Source organism: Desulfovibrio sp. MES5 (assembly GCF_002237645.1).
In the GTDB taxonomy this organism is placed as follows: domain Bacteria; phylum Desulfobacterota; class Desulfovibrionia; order Desulfovibrionales; family Desulfovibrionaceae; genus Desulfovibrio.
This window is the reverse complement of record NZ_MJUZ01000004.1, coordinates 1-16,663: the sequence shown is the minus strand read 5'-3', so window position 1 is coordinate 16,663 and position 16,663 is coordinate 1. Positions and strand designations below refer to the sequence as shown.

The window sequence follows — 16,663 nt, the reverse complement described above, 5'->3', positions numbered from 1 at the left end:
TCAAGGGGGACGCATGAAGTATTTGAGCACGGGAGAATTCGCCAGACTGTGCAGAACGCGAAAAGACACCTTGCTGTTTTATGACAAGGAAGGATTACTGAAGCCGCGCCTTGTGTCGGAAAATGGCTACAGGCACTACTCCATCGGGCAGTTTTATGAATTTGACATGGTGACCATGCTCAAGGAAACGGGCAGTTCGCTGAAGGAGATACGCGCCTTCATGCAGGAGCCTGACCCGGCGGGCCTGCTGACGCATCTTGAGGGAAAAAAACGGCTCCTGCACCGAGAGCGCATGCGTATGGCCGCCAGGGAAAAAATGCTCGAAGCGACCATAGCCTTTGGCCATGAAGCGCTGAACGCCAGCTATGACGTTCTGGACCTTGTGGAAATGCCCGAAGAGCGCCTTGAAATGACGCCCGTGAGCGAGGAAGACCAGGCGACCGAAGAAAGCTCCATTGAAATATTCGTCAAACTATTTGAAAAGTATGAAGCGCAGGGGCGTCCTGTGCCCATGCCCCTTGGTGTTATGATGGAAAAGGAAAAGATTGCCAACCGTACGTATCTTGTGGATTATTTTTTTTGCGGCGCATCAAGGGAAACCAGACGCGAAAATCTGTACATCCGCCCTGCCGGTTTGTATGCGAGGTTTTACCATAAAGGTGATACCCAGAATCATGCAGATGCCTACAGCCGCATGGTGGACGACATCGAGCGGCGCGGCTGGGTCATCAATGGCCACGTGTATGGCTATGACATGGCCAGCTACATCGTTTCCACAAATCCCATGGAATATGTGGCTAAGTACTGCGTTCCGGTATGCGTCACCGGAAATGAGGCGCAGGGACAGGCACAGAAGCGGGATCAGGCCCAGAAACAAAGACAGGCCCAGAAGCAGGGACAGGCACAGGCCCGGGGACAGTCTCAGGGGCAGGAGTAGAGCGCGTACTCTTTTTCAAGGGTACCATGCACGAGCATTTACCACTTGAAATGCTTGTGCCCAGCAGGCAAAGCCTGCCTACGCGCACGCTAGAACAAGAGTTTTTGGGGGTGGGGGCGTGGGGGAGGGACCCTTTTGCAAAAGGGTCCCTCCCCCACAAAGCGCTTCAAAGCTTGGACAATGGCTCTCTGGCCACGGTGCTGCCCGTTCCCCCACCCACAAAGCGCTCAAAGCCCCATTGCAGCGCAAGTGGCTGCAATGGGGCTTTTTAAAACAGCACGCGCCTGTTGGGGGCGGTTATTTGTTCAGCTTTTCGGCAATGAGCTCACGAATGATCTTGCTGAGGCCGGGCAGGTCGGGTTTGGACACCTGCTTGTCTGCCCCCACCTTGACGCCCTTGGCGTACAGGGCCTCGGTGATGAGCGAAGAAAAAAGGATGACGGGCAGGGTGCTCATGCCGGGAGTGTCGCGTATTTTTGCCGTGAGCATGTGACCGTCCATTTCGGGCATTTCGATGTCCGAAATGACCAGATGGACGATGTCGGTAAGTTCCTTGCCCTGGGCCTGGGCCTCGTCGCGGGTTTTTTGCAGAAAATCCCAGGCCTGACGGCCACTGGCCACAGCCGTGACCTGAAAGCCGGATTTTTGCAGCGAGGACTTGATGATGTGGCGCAGTGAATTGGAGTCGTCGGCCACAAGCAGATGAAACTGGGCCGCGCCCTCAACGGGCGAGGTGTCCACCTTGACCTGCGACATGTCCAGCGTGCTGTCCAGGCCGGCCAGAATTTTTTCCATATCCAGAATGAAGAGTACCCGATCCTGGATGCGCAGCACGCCGGTGATGCTGTCGCGCGAGTAGGTCTGCACGTACTGGTTCGGCGGTTCGATGCGATCCCAGGTCATGCGGTGGATGCTCGTGACGGACGAAACCAGAAATGCCGCCTGCACCCCGCTGAACTCCGTTACAATAACCTTGGCGTTGGACTCCTCGGCCATGGTTTTGCCAAGCCAGGTGGCAAGATTGAGGATAGGCAGCACCTTGCCCCGCAGATTGAAGGTGCCGAGCACCGAAGGGTCGCACTTGCTGGGCACGCTGGTGATGTTGGGCAGGCGAATGATTTCAAGCACCTTGGCCACGTTGATGCCATAGTGCCCGCTGTAGGAGCTGCCGTCCGGCTGCTTCTCGTCGATGATAAATTCAATGATCTCAAGTTCATTGTTATTGACGTTGAGCAAGCTGTTCTGCGACATGGCTTTCTTCCTGTCTATCCGAGCCGGTTGAGCGGCTGAGTCTTGTACAAAACGTGGGGGGGCGCCTGGGGCAAACAGTCTGGCGCTGCTCTTCTCATCGACCAGAAAACCGAAATCTTAAGGCGTAACCGTTTTCTTGCGTTGCGGACGCGGCGTTTTGGGGGGCTCGAGCTTTGGGCAGAACGCCGCCATTTCACACTGGCCGCACAGAGGCTTGCGCGCCTCGCACACTTCACGGCCAAACCAGACCATACGGTGGTTCACATCGCCCCAGTCCTCGCGCGGAAAAAGCTTCATAAGGTCGCGCTCAATGGGCACCGGGTCGGTTTCTTCAGTCAGGCCAAGGCGGTAGCTGATGCGTTTCACGTGCGTGTCCACAGCAAGCCCTTCGTTGATGCCAAAAGCCCCGAACAGCACCACATTGGCCGTCTTGCGCGCCACGCCCGGCAGGGTGATGAGTTCTTCAAGGGTTTTGGGCACCTGCCCGCCGTAAACTTCACATACGCGGGCAGCCGCGCCCAGCAGATTTTTGGCCTTGCTGTGGTAAAATCCTGTGGGGCGGATAACCGCTTCTATTTCTTCAATGCCTGCTTTCGCCATCTCTCTGGGGCCAGGCCAGAGGCGGAACAGTTCCGGGGTGACGGTATTGACCCTGGCGTCTGTACACTGGGCGGCCAGCACCGTGGCTACCAGCAGCTGCCAGGCGGTTTCGGCGTCCAGATGGGTATGCGGATGGGGGTAGCGGGTCCGCAGCGCCTCAAGAACTTTTTTCGCCCGGGCCGGGCGGGTGTTCTTCGTGCTCATGGCTGACATATGCCACAGGCGCAAGCTGCCCGCAAGTTTTACGCAGGATGCGGCGGCCCAGGGCGGCCAGTCGCAGAAATGCGACATGGCAATCGCCTTCCGCCGCAAATTTGCCCCTGGCTGCCCGGCCTTTGTTTTTTTACGCGTTTGCGTATAAACTTGCCGCCAGATCCCCACAGGCGGAGAACGATCATGTCCTTTCTGGTTTACGTCACTGCTCCCGATGAAGCGCTTGCCCTTGCTCTTGCCAGAACGCTGGTGGGGGAGGGGCTTGCCGCCGGAGTCAACATTGTGCCCGGCGCGCGCTCCATATACCGCTGGCGCGGTCAGGTGCATGACGCCGAGGAGCATCTGCTTGTGGCCCAGGTGAGCCGTGCGGCCCTGCCAGCCTTTGAGGCGACGGTAAAACGCCTGCACAGCTATGAGGTCCCCTGCGTGGTGGCGGTGCCCATTGAGGCGGGGCACGGGCCTTTTCTGGACTGGATCAGGGAAAACAGCCGTCCGGCCGCGCCCGCAGAGGACTAGAGCATGTGACACGTCAAATGCTCGCGCACGGCAGGCAAAAGCCTGCCTGCTCGCATTTCGTGGCAAGGATTTTCAAAAAAATCCATGCAGAGCAGTGAACTCATTTTATTCGTTAACTGCTCGAGAGCAAAATTTTTTGAGAATGTATGTTCTCAAGGATTGAAAGCGCCCGTTTCGACGCGTGACAACGCGGATACCTGGCGCTTATGTCGTTATGGCGCGTGCCTTTGCCCGCAAATGCCAGCGTCGCCAGAGTCGCCCGAGCCCGAGGGGGCATTTCAGTATGTTTTTCATCATATAACGCGAGGACCCTATGGCCATTTACGTTTCCGGTTCGCTGGCCTTTGACCGCATTATGACCTTTCCCGGCAATTTTCAGGATCATATCCTCATGGACAAGCTGCACATGATCAATGTCAGCTTCATGGTGGACGCCATGGACGAAAGGCGTGGCGGCTGCGCGGGCAATATTGCCTATACCCTTGCCCTGCTAGGCGAAAAGCCTGTGATTGTGGCGGCGGCCGGACGCGATTTCGAATCCTACGCCCTGACGCTGACCGCCCAAGGCCTGCCCCTGAACGGCATCCGCCGTGCGGACGACGTGTTCACGGCCCTGTGCTATATCACCACAGACATGAACAGCAACCAGATCACCGGCTTTTACCCCGGAGCCATGTCCCTGCCCGCAGAGTATGATTTTCCCGGCCTTGACGCCCGGCAGGACCTCGCCATCGTGTCTCCCGGCAATGTGGACGACATGCGTCGCCTGCCCCGCCTGTACCGTGAAAAGGGCGTGCCCTATATTTTTGATCCCGGCCAGCAGTTGCCCGTGCTCACCAGCCAGGAACTGCTTGACGCCATTGAAGGCTCGCTGGCCTGCATCACCAACGACTATGAACTGAACATGATCTGCAAGGCCACGGGCAAGAGCGAAGATGAGATTGCGGCGCGCACCCAGTGGCTTGTAACCACCCTTGGCGCGGAAGGCGCACAGGTGCGCGGCAATGGCGAAAACATCCGCATCGCGCCCGTGCCCATTGACAAGGTGCTGGATCCCACCGGTGCGGGCGACGCCCACCGCGCGGGGCTTATCAAGGGGCTGGTGAATGGTCTTGCCATGCCGGAAGCCGCCATGCTTGGTTCCGTCAGCGCCAGCTTTGCTCTGGAAAAACTGGGCACGCAGGAACATATGTTTACGCCCGCAGACTTTTGCCAGCGTTACGAGGCTGTTTTCGGGCCGATGCCCAAGGGCATTTTGGGCATCTAACAATATTTGCCCATCAGGCGGCCGGGCGGCGTAGAAGCATCGCGCCCGGCTCGCCGCTCGGGCCGGTAGGAGACGGCATGCAGCATACTCTGCCGCAAGGCATAAAGGTGCTTTTTATTTCAGGCTTCGGCCCCGTGGTGAGCAGGCAGCAGGAGAGCGAGCATCTGTACAGGGATATGCTCGGCCTGCCGCTTGAACATACCGAGGGCTACGACGGATACTGGCACACGCAGGCTGTGGACGGAGTGAAGCATTTTGCCCTCTGGCCGCTGGACAAGGCCGCGCTTTCCTGTTTTGGCAGCACGCAGTGGCCGGAACATCTTCCGGCGCCGCAGGCGTGGCTTGAAATGGATGTGGAAGATATTGAAGCGGCCACCCAACTGCTGGAAGAAAACGGCTACACCCTGCTGGTACGACTGCAACTGGAACCCTGGGGGCAGACCGTTACCCGTTTTCTCAGCCCGGAAGGCCTGCTCATGGCCATTGCCCACACGCCTTTTCTGCGGGACGGCCAGTAACCCGCCGTGCGGGCGCAGCACTTCGGGACGTGGACGGAAGTAAGCCGTCCCCCTGAAGCGGAGTGCCCTTTGGGCGTATGCACGCTCAAAAGTGTGTCGCATGCCAGCCGCTGTGCTTGACGGCGGCAGGCAACGACAGGGCGTCTTTATGCGCCGTGCGCTGATCCGCCGTGCAGGAGGATGCCGCCAATGGCGGCAGACCTTGCGGCAAACCCCCACGCTCTGTTTACGCCGCCCTGTCGGACGCCGGTTCACGCCGCCGCCCAGGCATGGTACGGCGAGCGTCTGCGCGTGCAGTTGCCAGAGCAGTTTCAGGGTGAAATCGCGCTTTGATCCGGGGATTCTTTTTCAGACTTTGCCGGAGGAGTTATGCTGTATGTCACTTTCATGATTCTGGCGGGCTGTCTGACGGCCATGCAATCGCCCATCAACGCGGCCCTGAGCCGTACAGTGGGCGTGCTGGAAAGCAGCTTCGTCTCTTTTGCCTGCGGTGCGCTGTTTCTTGGGCTTGCCACGCTTTTTTTTGGGCGCGGGCAAATATGGCGGTTGACAGAAGCGCCTTCCTGGCAGTGGATTGGCGGCATTTTCGGGGCCATCATGGTGCTGAACACCATTATCGCCGTGCCGCGCATTGGGGTGCTGACGACGGCCATGGCCATGATTTTTGGCAATCTGCTTATGGCGGCCATTATTGACAATTACGGCTGGTTCAGTGTGCCTGTGACGCCGTTTGACTGGCGCAGGCTTTTGGGCTTTATTCTGGTGCTGGCCGGGCTGGCCCTGGTGTTTCGGCGTTAGGTAAAAGGCGTCAGGCTGGGCCTTCTGCCCATGCGCGCAAAGGGTGCCGGGCAGCGGCAACTCTGGCGCGGGCAGGAGACGGTCCTGCATGCGCAGTCTGGCCGCGCGGCGTCAAAAAGGAACGCGGCGGGAATGCGCAAGGCGTTTGCATGAAGCGCGGACGCTGGTTATCTGGCCGCTGGGCGCTGTAGCGGGCGTGCCGGAAGCTTTGAGAATGGCTGCCCTCAAAAGGGCTTTGCCTGCCTGCGACAAGACATACAACCAAGGATGGATCATGCGTGTGGACGCGGTAAAGGCCGTGCTGGCAAGTCACGGTCTGGCTGAGGCCTATATGGAATTTGAGGTGTCGAGCGCCACTGTGGATCTGGCCGCAGCGGCGGTGGGGTGCGAGGCGGGGCGTATTGCCAAGAGCCTTTCCGTCATGGGTGCGGATGGCCCCATAGTGCTGGTCGTCATGGGCACGGCCCGGCTGGACAACCGCAAGTTCAAGGATGCTTTTGGCTGCAAGCCCCGATTCATCAAGCCCGAAGATTTGTTGGACATGGTGGGGCATCCCATGGGAGGCGTCTGCCCCTTTGCACTGCACGACACCGTGCGCGTGTATCTTGACGCGAGCCTCAGGCGCTTTGACCCCGTATACCCCGCAGCTGGCGCGCCCAATAATGCGGTGCGGGTAACGCTGGACGAGCTTGAGCGCATCACCGGGGGAACCTGGGTTGATGTGTGCAAGGAGGAGCAGCCCGCCTGAGCGGGCCGGACGCAGGGATGCACATGGCGGGATGCAATGAGCAAAACGGGGCGAGATGTGTCCTTGTCGCTGGCCACTTCTGGGGGTCTTAGAGGTTCTGCGCGCTGCACTTTCGTACAGGGTTGGCGCATGTGACTTTTTTCAACGCCGCATGCTCTAAAAGCGCCGCTTGTGATGGCAGCCCTCATGGCCGCAGGGCTGGTCCGAACCTTCGCAAAGTTTGTATTCGCCGCCCTCTATGCGCAGCATCTTGCCGTTGACCAGGGCATCGGCCAGCTTTTTGCGCGCCTCCGCATAGATGCTTTGCACGGTGGTGCGGGCGATCTCCATTTTTTCGGCGCAGGCTTCCTGCGTAAATCCCTCCAGATCTATCAGGCGGACGGTTTCATACTGATCCACAGTCATGACCACAGCTTCAGCGTGCATGCCGTGCCCGCCGTGACCCGATCCGGGGCCGCCGCCGTGTCTTCCGCGTCCGCCGTGGCCCGATCCGGGGCCGCCGCCGGGGCGCATGCCGCGCCCGGATGCGCCCCCCTCCGGCACGGGGCTGCCGTCAGGCCCGGCCATGGGGCCAAAGCAGGTGCTCTGGGGCATGCAGCAGACTCTGCGCCATTTTTTGGGTCTTGGCATGGGGCTTCTCTCGGTAACTTGTGAAGCCGCCCCGGTTGGGAGCGGCCTTTGAGAGCATTTAACACTTGGAATGCTCGTGTACGGCAGGCAAAGCCTGCCTGCTCGCATTTCGCGGCAAGGATTTTTCTGAAAATCCTTGCAGAGCAGCCAACGCATTTCATTCGTAAACTGCTCCAGCATCAGGCGATGTGAACCGGCAATGACGTCAGGATACCCTTAATCGTCCTTGCCGTCACCTGTGGGGGTGGCGGGGGCAGAGTCAGGGAGCGTGTTCCGGCCCTGGGACATGGCATTGCCGCTGCGGCGCTGGCACTGGCCCATGCCCTGTCCATAGCCCTGGCCGTTGCGTCCGCGGCCGCCGTTGCCGCCGTGGCGTCGGCACTGGGCCATACCCATGCCCGGACCGTCCTGGGGCATATCCGTGTTCTGCCCATCCTGGCCCGCGCCCTGACCATTCTGGCGCATGCCCATGCCCTGTCCATAGCCCTGGCCGTTGCGTCCGCGGCCGCCGTGGCCGCCGTGGCGACGGCACTGGGCCATGCCCATGCCCTGACCATCCTGGGGCATATCCGTGTTCTGGCCATCCCGGCCCATGCCCTGACCATTCTGGCGCATGCCCATGCCCTGACCATAGCCCTGACCGTTGCACCCACGGCCGCCGCGCCTGCCGCGTCCATTCTGGCGGAAATCCTGATTATTGTTCTGGTTGTCGTTGTACATATAACATCTCCTTGATGTTGGTGAGTTTGTTGTTTGTTGCATGCACACTTGGGCGCATGACGATTGTCGACATATGTCAAAAACAAAGTAAGGCTCATTTGTGGCATATGTCAATAACAAAAAATCAAAAACCGGAAATTGTCTGGAGCGGTGACTGTAAAAAACGTACGCTCAGGCAAGGATATTTTTTAAAAACGGCAGGTTGTCAGGAAGAAAAAATATTGTGGCACAGAAATTATCTCAGGTGGATTGCTTTGGCGGCTGCGTACAAGATGTTCCCGAGAAGACGTGCACGCTGACTGCCTGTGCAGGCACGCGCGTGAAGGACGCACTGAGGATGGGAGCCCCAACGGGTCTGCGGTCGCAGTGCTGGCACATCTGAGGCCGGCGCGCCCTGATCGGCGGGGAGGCAAGATTTCGGCGGACCGCTCCGGGCATGGTGCTGGCGAGCCTTTGCCAGAGCGCAGCAGTGCAAGGTTCCGCCGGACATCACGGGTATACAGGTTGACTTATATATTTGTGAAAAATGAAAATGACAATCATTCTGAAAACTTTTGCGCAAGAGCCATGCACGGGCGCGGCCTGCGGCGTCTGCGGGCGGCTTTACCTTATTTTTGTTTTATGGCTAACTTGGTGCAAACCAAGGAGCGAACATGCGTACATATTTGCAGTTCATCAACGGTAAACTGGTTCCCGGTCTGTCGGACGCCATGATAGAAGTGGAAAATCCATCAACCGGAAAAATAATGGCCCATACTCCCAATGGCGGGCGCGAGGACGCCATGGCCGCCCTTGAGGCCGCCACCAGAGCGCAGAGCGGCTGGGCCGCCCTGACCTCGGCTGCCCGCGCGGAGTATTTGAAAAAATTTGCCGCCGTCATCCGCAAGCACCGCCTTGATCTGGGGCGCATCCTCGCTGAGGAGCAGGCCAAGACCCACCCCCTGGCGCAGGTGGAAGTGGATTTTACGGCAGACTACTTTGATTATTATGCCGGTTGGGCGCGCATCTATGAAGGGGAGATCATCCAGAGCGACCGCCCGCGTGAAAACATCCTGCTGTACCGCCAGCCCATAGGCGTGGTGGTGGGCATCTGCCCCTGGAACTTCCCCTTCTTTGTCATGGCCCGCAAGGTTGCCCCCTCCCTTCTGGTGGGCTGCACCGCCGTCATCAAACCCAGCAGCGTGGCTCCGGCCACCACAATGGAATTTGCCAGGCTGGTGGCCCAAGAGGTGGATCTGCCCGCGGGCGTGCTCAACATCATCACGGGCGGCGGCGGCAGCATGGGCGAAGCCCTGGCGTCCAGTCCACAGGCGGACATGATCTCGCTCACCGGCAGTGTGGAGGCCGGACAACGCATTATCGCCGCCAGCGCGGAAAACGTAACCAAGGTTTCGTTGGAACTGGGCGGCAAGGCCCCGGCCATTGTTTGCCGGGATGCGGATCTGGATCTGGCCGTCAAGGCTGTTACTGCCTCGCGCACCATCTTCAGCGGTCAGGTGTGCAACTGCGCAGAGCGTCTGTATGTGCATGAGAGCATTGCCGACCAGTTCGCGGAAAAACTGGCCGTGGCCTTTAACAGCGTGCGTCTGGGCAATCCCTTTGATGATCCCGCGCCCGACATGTGCAGCCAGATCAGCGCCGAGCACCTTGAAAAGATAGAGGGCATGGTCAAGCGCGCCCAGGCCGACGGCGCGGAAACCGTCACTGGCGGGGCACGCGCGCCACAGGGAAACGGGTATTTCTACACGCCGACCCTGCTGCGCAACTGCCGTCAGGATATGGAGATCGTACGCAAGGAAGTGTTTGGCCCCGTACTGCCCATGCTGACCTTCCGCGAACTGGATGAGGCCATCATACTTGCCAATGATTGCGAATACGGCCTGACCTCATCCATTTACACGAGCAACATTTCCAACGCCCTTGAGGCGGTCAACAAGCTGAAGTTTGGCGAAACCTACGTGAACCGCGAAAACTTCGAGGCCATGCAGGGATTCCACGCAGGCTGGCGCAAGTCCGGCATCGGCGGAGCCGACGGCAAACACGGGCTTATGGAATATCTACAGACCCACGTTGCCTACATTCAGTATTAGACAGTGTCGTCACGAGCGCCTTTACAGTTATCTCTGCGTCGAACTTCGCCTTTTATTCCGGTCGAGTGCCGTCAGAGTACACCCCCTGCATAAAAGGCTCGTTCTCCTTGATATGACTGAAAATTCATCTCGTGACGACACTGTCTTGAGCAGTTTGCGAATGGAAGGAATTAACGGATCTCTGCGGAACAGTCGCCTGGGCACGGCAAGGTGAAATGCCCACGTAACGCCTGGCATCGGGCTGTAGAAAACTCCATCGGCCAAAAGCCAGCAGACCGAAAAAACAGCAGACGCAAAAACACAGGAGAAGCCGGAAGGCTTCTTCTGTGTTTTTGCGTTCAAGCCTTTGGGCAGAAGCCATTGAAGATGCACTTGAAGACGTTGCCTCTGCCCCCAGACCAGAAAATTCATTGGCATATACGAAAATACACCAAGAGTTTTAGGGGGTGGGGGTGTGGGGGAGGAGACCCTTTTGCAAAAGGGTCCCTCCCCCACAAAGCATTTCAACGAAACCTTGCCCCGGCATACACCCGGCAGACACGCCCGGCAGACTTGTTTGCCGGGCGCTGTCCGATGCTATTTCGTAAACAGGATAAGGGCGATCATATCCAGATCTTCAGTGCCGCTGTTGAGGATGCCGTGCACTTCGCCGTCGTTACAGACGGTGACGTCGCCAGCTTTGACCTGCACGGACGTGCCGTTGTCGTTATAGGTTCCCTGGCCTTTGAGCACATGGTAGATTTCCAGTTCGCCATTGTGCTTGTGGCTGCCAATGGCGCAGCCGGGCTTGAGGTTCACCACGTTGAACAGGCGTCCCTTGCCGGCGAGGCCGTCCTCATTGACGATCTTGGTGAACTTGGTGGTTCCGGGACCGCCGAACATTTCTTTTTCAAATCCGTCCAGAGCGTCAGCGCGATAGATCATATGTTCTCCTTGTGCCTTGTGTTTGGCTGCGGCCCTGGCGGGGCGGCAGCCGCGACGCAAAACGGCCCCGGGCGGTGGCGGGCCAGGCCGGGCACGTTCTGCCTTGCCTATGATTCGTCTTCGTCATCCTCAGCCTTGCTCTGTTCGGGCTTGGCCGTTGCGCCTTCCGCTCCCGCCGGGGCGGCTGGCCTGCGCCGGGGACGCCTGGTGGGCCGCTTGCTTATCGGTTGTTCCGATGACGGGCGGGCGCTTTTCAGGCGGGGCGCAATATCCTTGATGTGGACATCCAGCTGCGGGAAGGCCACTTCAATACGTTGCTTGCGGAACTCTTTTTCTATTTCCAGACGGATGTCCGACGCGGTGGACGTGCCCACGTCATAGTCGCGTACCCAGAAGGACAAGCTGAAATCAAGGGTGCTGGCGCCAAAGTCCGCAAAGTTCACGGACGGCGGGGGATACTTGAGCACATTGCTGTTGGCGTTGGCCGTGGCCAGCAAAATGCGCATGACAACGGCAGTGTCGCTGCCGTAGGCGACGCCTATCTTGATCTCCTTGCGCACAGTGCGGCTGTTGCGCGTCCAGTTGATGAGGCGGCTGGCCACAAATTCCGAGTTGGGCACGATGATCAGGGCATTGTCAAAGGTTTCCACCATGGTGGCGCGCACGCTGATCTTGCGTACCCGCCCCTGTGTGCCGCCCACTTCCACCACGTCGCCTGCTTGCAGCGTGCGGCTGAAAATCAGGATGAGGCCGGAAAGGAAGTTGTTGACGATGGTCTGCATGCCAAAACCGATACCCACAGAAAGACCACCAGCCACCATGGCGAGGTTGCTGAGTTCCATGCCAAGGGCCTTGAGCACGAAAAGGCCGAAGAAACACCAGAGGGCGTAGGAAAACGCCGTCTGTATGGGGGGAATGAGTGTGGCGTCTATTTGCAGGCCCTGCTTGGGCAGGCGGCCGAGAAAGCGCGAGCCCATGCTCACGGCTGTGCGCGTGATGTAGAAGGCGCTGACGATCATGAGCAGATGCAATATGTTAAACTGCGTGGCCCCTACGTTGACGCCCCGCAGAATGTAGTATTGCAGCAGGGGCAGGCCGCCGGGCAGGGTGCCCACCCACAGGGTGACGCCCATAAAGGCCACAACCAGCACCACGGGAGCGGCCAGGGCCACGGCCATGTGGGCCAGAGCGGCGCGTACGCCCTCCTGGGGCAGTTTTTCGCTGACGGTGGTCACAAAGCTCATGCCGCCCAGCGACAGTTGCAGCGCAAGGGAGCAGGACACAAAGCAGAGATAGAGCACCATACTGTACAGGTGCAGGCCGAAAATGGCCATGACAAGGCAGATCCACAGCACCACGGGTTCTGTTTCCAGCACCGACGTTTCCGCGTGCAGGGGGCCGAGGTCCTGTTCCTTGCGGCGGCGCATGCGGACAATGTCCACGATGAGCAGGGCCATCCAGATGAGAACCACCAGCGGCTTGACCAGCGGCAGGTACAAAAGCACATAGGCGCACAGAGTCAGCGGTATAAGATGCCAGAGGGGCGAGCGTTCAAGCTGCACCTCGGGGTATTTGAGCCGTCGCAGATCCCAGGCCAGATATATCTGGGCCACGATGAGGCTCAGGTTGCCGAATGCCAGAAACAGCCTGAAAAACTCGCCCGACGCGGACAGCGAACTGCCAAGAAGGGCCAGGCCCACGCAAAGCCAGGGCAGACTTACATGAAAGATGTGCTTGACGGCAGGGGTGGATTTTTCGTTGAGCCAGCGGCGTGAGAACATCACGGTAATGACGCCCGTGAACAGCAGGCAGACGAAGAACCGCAGAATGGCCGTGCCCCAGGTTTCCAGCGTGATAGGCATTTCAACGGGGATGCGCAGCAGCATGCCCTGGTAGGAATAGGTCATCTGCTTGGAAAAATCCGTCCAGGCCGATGCGCTGAGCCAGGGAACCGGCTTTTGCAGGTAATAGTCCTTCCAGAGGGCGGGAAGCTGGGTGGCGATTTCTTCACGGGTTTTTTCCAGCCGGTTGAGCAGGGCCAGCGAAGGGGCCAGTGCCGTGTCGTACTGGGCCAGCACCGCAGTGAGCCGCAGGCGGGTCATGGCGAGCGAGCGGATGTATTCCTGCATTTCCGAGCTCAGGCGTTCATCGTGCAGGTCTTCGGGCAGGCTGTCGGCAAGATAGCTGATGCGCTCAAGCAGGGACTGCGATTCTCCCCGTGCAGCCGTCATGGGCGCGAGAATTTTGTTCACTTCCGTGATGGTCACTGTCAGACGGCGGCTGACGGCCTCCATAGCGTTGGGCCAGTTTTTGTAGGTATTGCTCAGCACAAGCAGGCGGCGCGCCTCTTCAATAAAGGGCTGCACCTTTTCGCTCACGTTGAAGGCGCGGTCGCCAAAGGAGTCGCTCATGGCCAGAGCCTTGGCGTTGACCTCATCAAGCATGTTGTGCTGGTTGCTCCAGACCATTGACCAGGGGTCGTGCAGCACGCCTGTTTTTTCCTCTTCGGGCTCGGCCGCCGGTTCGCCGTTCTGGGCTTCTTTTTTGTCGGCTCCGGCAGAGCGGTCTTCACCCTTGTCGGTCTTGGGCGCGGCGGTTTCTTTTTTATCGGACTTGGGCTTGGCTGGGGCCTTTTTTTCGACCTTGGGTTTGGCAGGCTCTTTTTTCTCGGTTTTTTCCGGCTTTTCTGCCTTTTCCACCTTTTCCGATTGCGGCGCGGCGCTTGCCGCGCCGGAGTCAGCCGGGGGCGCGACAGGCGAAGCGGAGGCGGCCGGGGGCACGCCTTCGGGGCTTACGGGCACGGCAACCGGGGGTTCCGGCTGCGCGGCGGGCGCGGGCGTTGTATCAGCGCTACGGGCAGGGCTGCCGCCTGTGGGGGCGGCATTGTCCTGCTTGGGTTTTTCGGTGGTGGCGGCCGGTTCTTGCGGCGTGGCCGCGTCGGCGGCCAGTGCCCGCTGTTCCGTCATGAAACAGCACAGGATCAACAGAAAGAAGGCAAGAAAACGGGATATGGAGTGCATGAACAACCTCAAGGGGATATGCCGGATTTTTAGTCGCTGCCCGAATGGGGATTTCTCCCGTGGGCTGAGGAAAATGGCGTGACAGCGTTGCTATCACACCGTTCTGAATGCATACGCCAAGATCCAGACTTTGAAAAGAGCGCAAGGGGGGCAGAAGCCCGGCGGCCTTTGCCCCACGCCGCCCCTGACGCGGCGGTATTCGCACCACGCCACTTCTGACGCGGCGTTGTTGTTGCGGGCTCGTGAACGGCCCGCGTGGTCACGCGGGGGGGCCTGCCGCAAAAAAGAGCCGCGCGAGGCATACCCATGCGAAAAAAATCGGGCGGAATAGCGGTTTGCAGGGCTGGCGCAGGTATTTGGGCGAGGCCGGGGCTGGACAAGGCGACCGCTCAGCGGCATATTCGGCCAATGGAAAAACCGTCAGTTTCAGCCCATGCCGTGCCTGTGGCCCTTGCCCGTTGCGAAGGTTACGACCGCCGCTCCCTTGACCAGCTGGTGGGAGAAGTGCTGGACGCAGCCCGCATTGCGCAGTCCTGCTCCCTCAAGGTTGGAACCAAGGTGCTTGTGAAGCCCAATCTGCTCATGGGCAGGCCGCTGGCGTGCACCTCGCCGGGGGTGGTGGCCGCCGTCTGCCGCTGGCTGCGCGACCACGGCGCGCAGATGGCCGTGGCGGATTCGCCGGGGTTTGGCCGTGCGAGGTCAGTGGCGCGCGCCATTGGGCTTGAGAGCGCCCTGCGGCCCTTGGGCCTCGAGGTTCGCGAACTTGACAGACCCGTGCCCATAACGCTGCCCCTGCCGCAAGGCTCCCGGTCAGCGCATCCCGGCAAGGGCGCGACGCGCTTTCATGTGGCGCGCGCCGTGCAGGAGTGCGACTTCATTCTTTCTCTGCCGCGGGTCAAGGCGCACAGCCAGATGCTGCTTACCCTGGCGGTCAAGAACTGTTTTGGCTGCGTGACCGGGCTGCACAAGGCTGTGGCCCATGCCCGCGAGGGGCGCGACCCTACGTATTTTGCGGACTGCCTGGCCGCTTTGTGGGCCGTTTTGCCGCCAGTGGCGGCTCTGGCTGATGGCGGCGTGGCCATGCATGTCACCGGGCCGTCCGGCGGCAAGCCTTTTGTGCTGCATTTGATGGGGGCCAGCGCTTCGGCCGTGACCCTGGATGAAGCCCTGTACGCCGTCTTCGGGCTTGCGCCAGAGGCCGTGCCTCTTGGAGCCGCCCTGGCGCGCCGCAAGGCGCAGGGCAGCGCCGCGTCGGGCACGGAAGTGACCTTTCCCCTGCTGCGGCCCGAAAATTTCGACGCGCGCGGTTTTGAGCTGCCCAAAGAACTCTCCCACACGTCCTTTCATCCCGCGCGTTTTGTGCAGAGCTGCATACGCCGCGTCCTCGCAGCCGTAAAAAAATAAGGGAGCCGAACATGCCCAGAATTCTTCCCGGTGAAACGGATATATATGCCATCACGGATTCGCGTCTTTCTTTGGGCCGCCCGCTTGAGGAAGTGGCCTCAGCCCTGCTGGGGGCTGGCGTGCGCATTTTGCAGTACCGCGAAAAGTGCTTCAAGGGCGGTGAAATGCTTGAGGAGTGCCGCCTGCTGCGCCGCCTGACCAGGGAGGCCGGAGCCTGCTTTATCGTCAATGATCATATTGACATAGCCATGCTGGTCGGAGCTGACGGCGTGCACGTGGGCCAGGAGGATCTGCCTGTGCCCGAGGTGCGCAGCCTGGTGGGGCCGGACGTTATCATCGGCCTTTCCACGCATGAACCGGAGCAGGCGTTGGCGGCCAGGGGTCTTGGGGCGGACTATCTGGGCGTGGGGCCCATCTTTGCCACGCAAACCAAGGAAGACGTAGTGGCCCCCGTGGGCTTTGACTATCTGGACTGGATTGCCGCCAATAGTGATTTGCCCTTTGTGGCCATTGGGGGCATCAAGACCCGCAATATCGGCGATGTGGCGCGCCATGGCGCGCGCTGCTGCTGCCTTGTGTCCGAACTGGTGGGCGCGCCTGATATCGCCGCCAGCGTAAGGGCCGTGCGCGAAGCCATGGCCGAGGGTTTGCGCGGCTAGGACAAGTTCAAGGGTAATCAGCTTTACGAAAGGCGGGGCGCTCTGTTGCTGACAGGGCGTCCCGCCTTTGTTCGTGCGTCTGCCGCCTGCGAGGTGTGCCGCACAGCGGGGCAAGGCGGATAATCTTGTGATGGCGGACTGAAAGACGCTTTGGGGACCCTGCTTCAGGCCAAAAAACCTTAGAGCAGAGCGGCCATGCCCATTAGGGCGTTTGCCAACGCAAAAAACTGCGTTGACGCCTGCATAACTGGCGGCTGCGTGCAGACGCCAGAGCACTTCAGAATCGAAATGCTCAAGAACGCTACTACGCTAAGAGTTTTAGGGGGTGGGGGCGTGGGGGAGGGACCCTTTTGCAAAAGGGTCCCTCC

17 protein-coding genes are annotated in these 16,663 nt (G+C 59.8%); 11 read left to right on the top strand and 6 right to left on the bottom strand.

The genetic code is table 11. The features are described from left to right. Nucleotides 1-13 precede the first annotated feature (13 nt). Nucleotides 14-937 carry a MerR family transcriptional regulator gene (locus tag BCS36_RS01180; RefSeq protein ID WP_291301105.1) on the top strand — a complete coding sequence of 308 codons (924 nt, stop codon included), beginning with the start codon at nt 14-16 and terminating at the stop codon, nt 935-937. A 297-nt stretch (nt 938-1,234) separates the two neighbouring features. On the opposite strand, the gene BCS36_RS01175 is transcribed toward BCS36_RS01180, so the two are convergent. Both BCS36_RS01175 and nth read right to left on the bottom strand, forming a co-directional pair. Next, entirely contained in the window at nt 1,235-2,188 is a 954-nt protein-coding gene (locus tag BCS36_RS01175) for a chemotaxis protein (RefSeq protein WP_291301104.1), read from the bottom strand. Between the two features lie 117 nt (nt 2,189-2,305). After that, nucleotides 2,306-2,992, bottom strand: a complete 687-nt coding sequence (nth, locus tag BCS36_RS01170; protein ID WP_291301154.1) for an endonuclease III — start codon at nt 2,990-2,992, stop codon at nt 2,306-2,308. 192 nt (nt 2,993-3,184) lie between these two features. Between nth and cutA the strand changes: the two genes are divergently transcribed. The 6 genes from cutA to BCS36_RS01140 all read left to right on the top strand — a co-directional run bounded on the left by cutA (nt 3,185) and on the right by BCS36_RS01140 (nt 6,848). After that, a complete protein-coding gene (cutA, locus tag BCS36_RS01165) occupies nt 3,185-3,517 on the top strand; it encodes a divalent-cation tolerance protein CutA (protein WP_291301103.1) in 333 nt (110 codons plus the stop codon). 313 nt (nt 3,518-3,830) lie between these two features. After that, nucleotides 3,831-4,784: a carbohydrate kinase family protein gene (locus BCS36_RS01160; protein ID WP_291301102.1), complete on the top strand. Its 954-nt coding sequence runs from the start codon at nt 3,831-3,833 to the stop codon at nt 4,782-4,784. Between the two features lie 77 nt (nt 4,785-4,861). Continuing rightward, nucleotides 4,862-5,302: a VOC family protein gene (locus tag BCS36_RS01155; protein WP_291301101.1), complete on the top strand. Its 441-nt coding sequence runs from the start codon at nt 4,862-4,864 to the stop codon at nt 5,300-5,302. Nucleotides 5,303-5,491: 189 nt separating this feature from the next. Next, the gene (locus tag BCS36_RS01150) at nt 5,492-5,635 is read left to right on the top strand and encodes a hypothetical protein (RefSeq protein WP_291301100.1); all 144 of its coding nucleotides are present in this window, start codon (nt 5,492-5,494) and stop codon (nt 5,633-5,635) included. 36 nt (nt 5,636-5,671) lie between these two features. After that, the gene (locus BCS36_RS01145) at nt 5,672-6,100 is read left to right on the top strand and encodes a DMT family transporter (protein ID WP_291301099.1); all 429 of its coding nucleotides are present in this window, start codon (nt 5,672-5,674) and stop codon (nt 6,098-6,100) included. Nucleotides 6,101-6,188: 88 nt separating this feature from the next. Continuing rightward, nucleotides 6,189-6,848, top strand: a complete 660-nt coding sequence (locus tag BCS36_RS01140) for a YbaK/EbsC family protein (RefSeq protein ID WP_291301098.1) — start codon at nt 6,189-6,191, stop codon at nt 6,846-6,848. Between the two features lie 156 nt (nt 6,849-7,004). Here the strand turns inward: BCS36_RS01140 and BCS36_RS01135 are convergent, their stop codons facing one another. Together BCS36_RS01135 and BCS36_RS01130 are read right to left on the bottom strand one after the other, a co-directional pair. Continuing rightward, nucleotides 7,005-7,442 (bottom strand): DUF134 domain-containing protein, encoded by a 438-nt coding sequence (locus BCS36_RS01135; RefSeq protein ID WP_291301097.1) that lies wholly within the window; start codon nt 7,440-7,442, stop codon nt 7,005-7,007. Nucleotides 7,443-7,694: 252 nt separating this feature from the next. Continuing rightward, nucleotides 7,695-8,198 carry a hypothetical protein gene (locus BCS36_RS01130; protein ID WP_291301096.1) on the bottom strand — a complete coding sequence of 168 codons (504 nt, stop codon included), beginning with the start codon at nt 8,196-8,198 and terminating at the stop codon, nt 7,695-7,697. Nucleotides 8,199-8,305: 107 nt separating this feature from the next. On the opposite strand from BCS36_RS01130, the gene BCS36_RS01125 reads away from it, so the two are divergent. Both BCS36_RS01125 and aldA read left to right on the top strand, forming a co-directional pair. Then, on the top strand, nt 8,306-8,497 hold the full coding sequence (locus BCS36_RS01125; protein ID WP_291301095.1) for a hypothetical protein: 192 nt from the start codon (nt 8,306-8,308) through the stop codon (nt 8,495-8,497). Between the two features lie 354 nt (nt 8,498-8,851). Continuing rightward, entirely contained in the window at nt 8,852-10,288 is a 1,437-nt protein-coding gene (gene aldA, locus BCS36_RS01120; RefSeq protein ID WP_291301094.1) for an aldehyde dehydrogenase, read from the top strand. 576 nt (nt 10,289-10,864) lie between these two features. Here aldA and BCS36_RS01115 read toward each other — a convergent pair. Both BCS36_RS01115 and BCS36_RS01110 read right to left on the bottom strand, forming a co-directional pair. Further along, nucleotides 10,865-11,212, bottom strand: coding sequence for a cupin domain-containing protein (locus BCS36_RS01115; protein ID WP_291301093.1), 348 nt, complete (start codon nt 11,210-11,212; stop codon nt 10,865-10,867). A 107-nt stretch (nt 11,213-11,319) separates the two neighbouring features. Continuing rightward, on the bottom strand, nt 11,320-14,232 hold the full coding sequence (locus BCS36_RS01110; protein WP_291301092.1) for a mechanosensitive ion channel domain-containing protein: 2,913 nt from the start codon (nt 14,230-14,232) through the stop codon (nt 11,320-11,322). Nucleotides 14,233-14,640: 408 nt separating this feature from the next. On the opposite strand from BCS36_RS01110, the gene BCS36_RS01105 reads away from it, so the two are divergent. Then, on the top strand, nt 14,641-15,636 hold the full coding sequence (locus BCS36_RS01105; RefSeq protein WP_291301091.1) for a DUF362 domain-containing protein: 996 nt from the start codon (nt 14,641-14,643) through the stop codon (nt 15,634-15,636). Between the two features lie 11 nt (nt 15,637-15,647). Further along, complete coding sequence (gene thiE / locus BCS36_RS01100) at nt 15,648-16,295, top strand: thiamine phosphate synthase (RefSeq protein WP_291301090.1); 648 nt, start codon at nt 15,648-15,650, stop codon at nt 16,293-16,295. Nucleotides 16,296-16,663 lie beyond the last annotated feature (368 nt).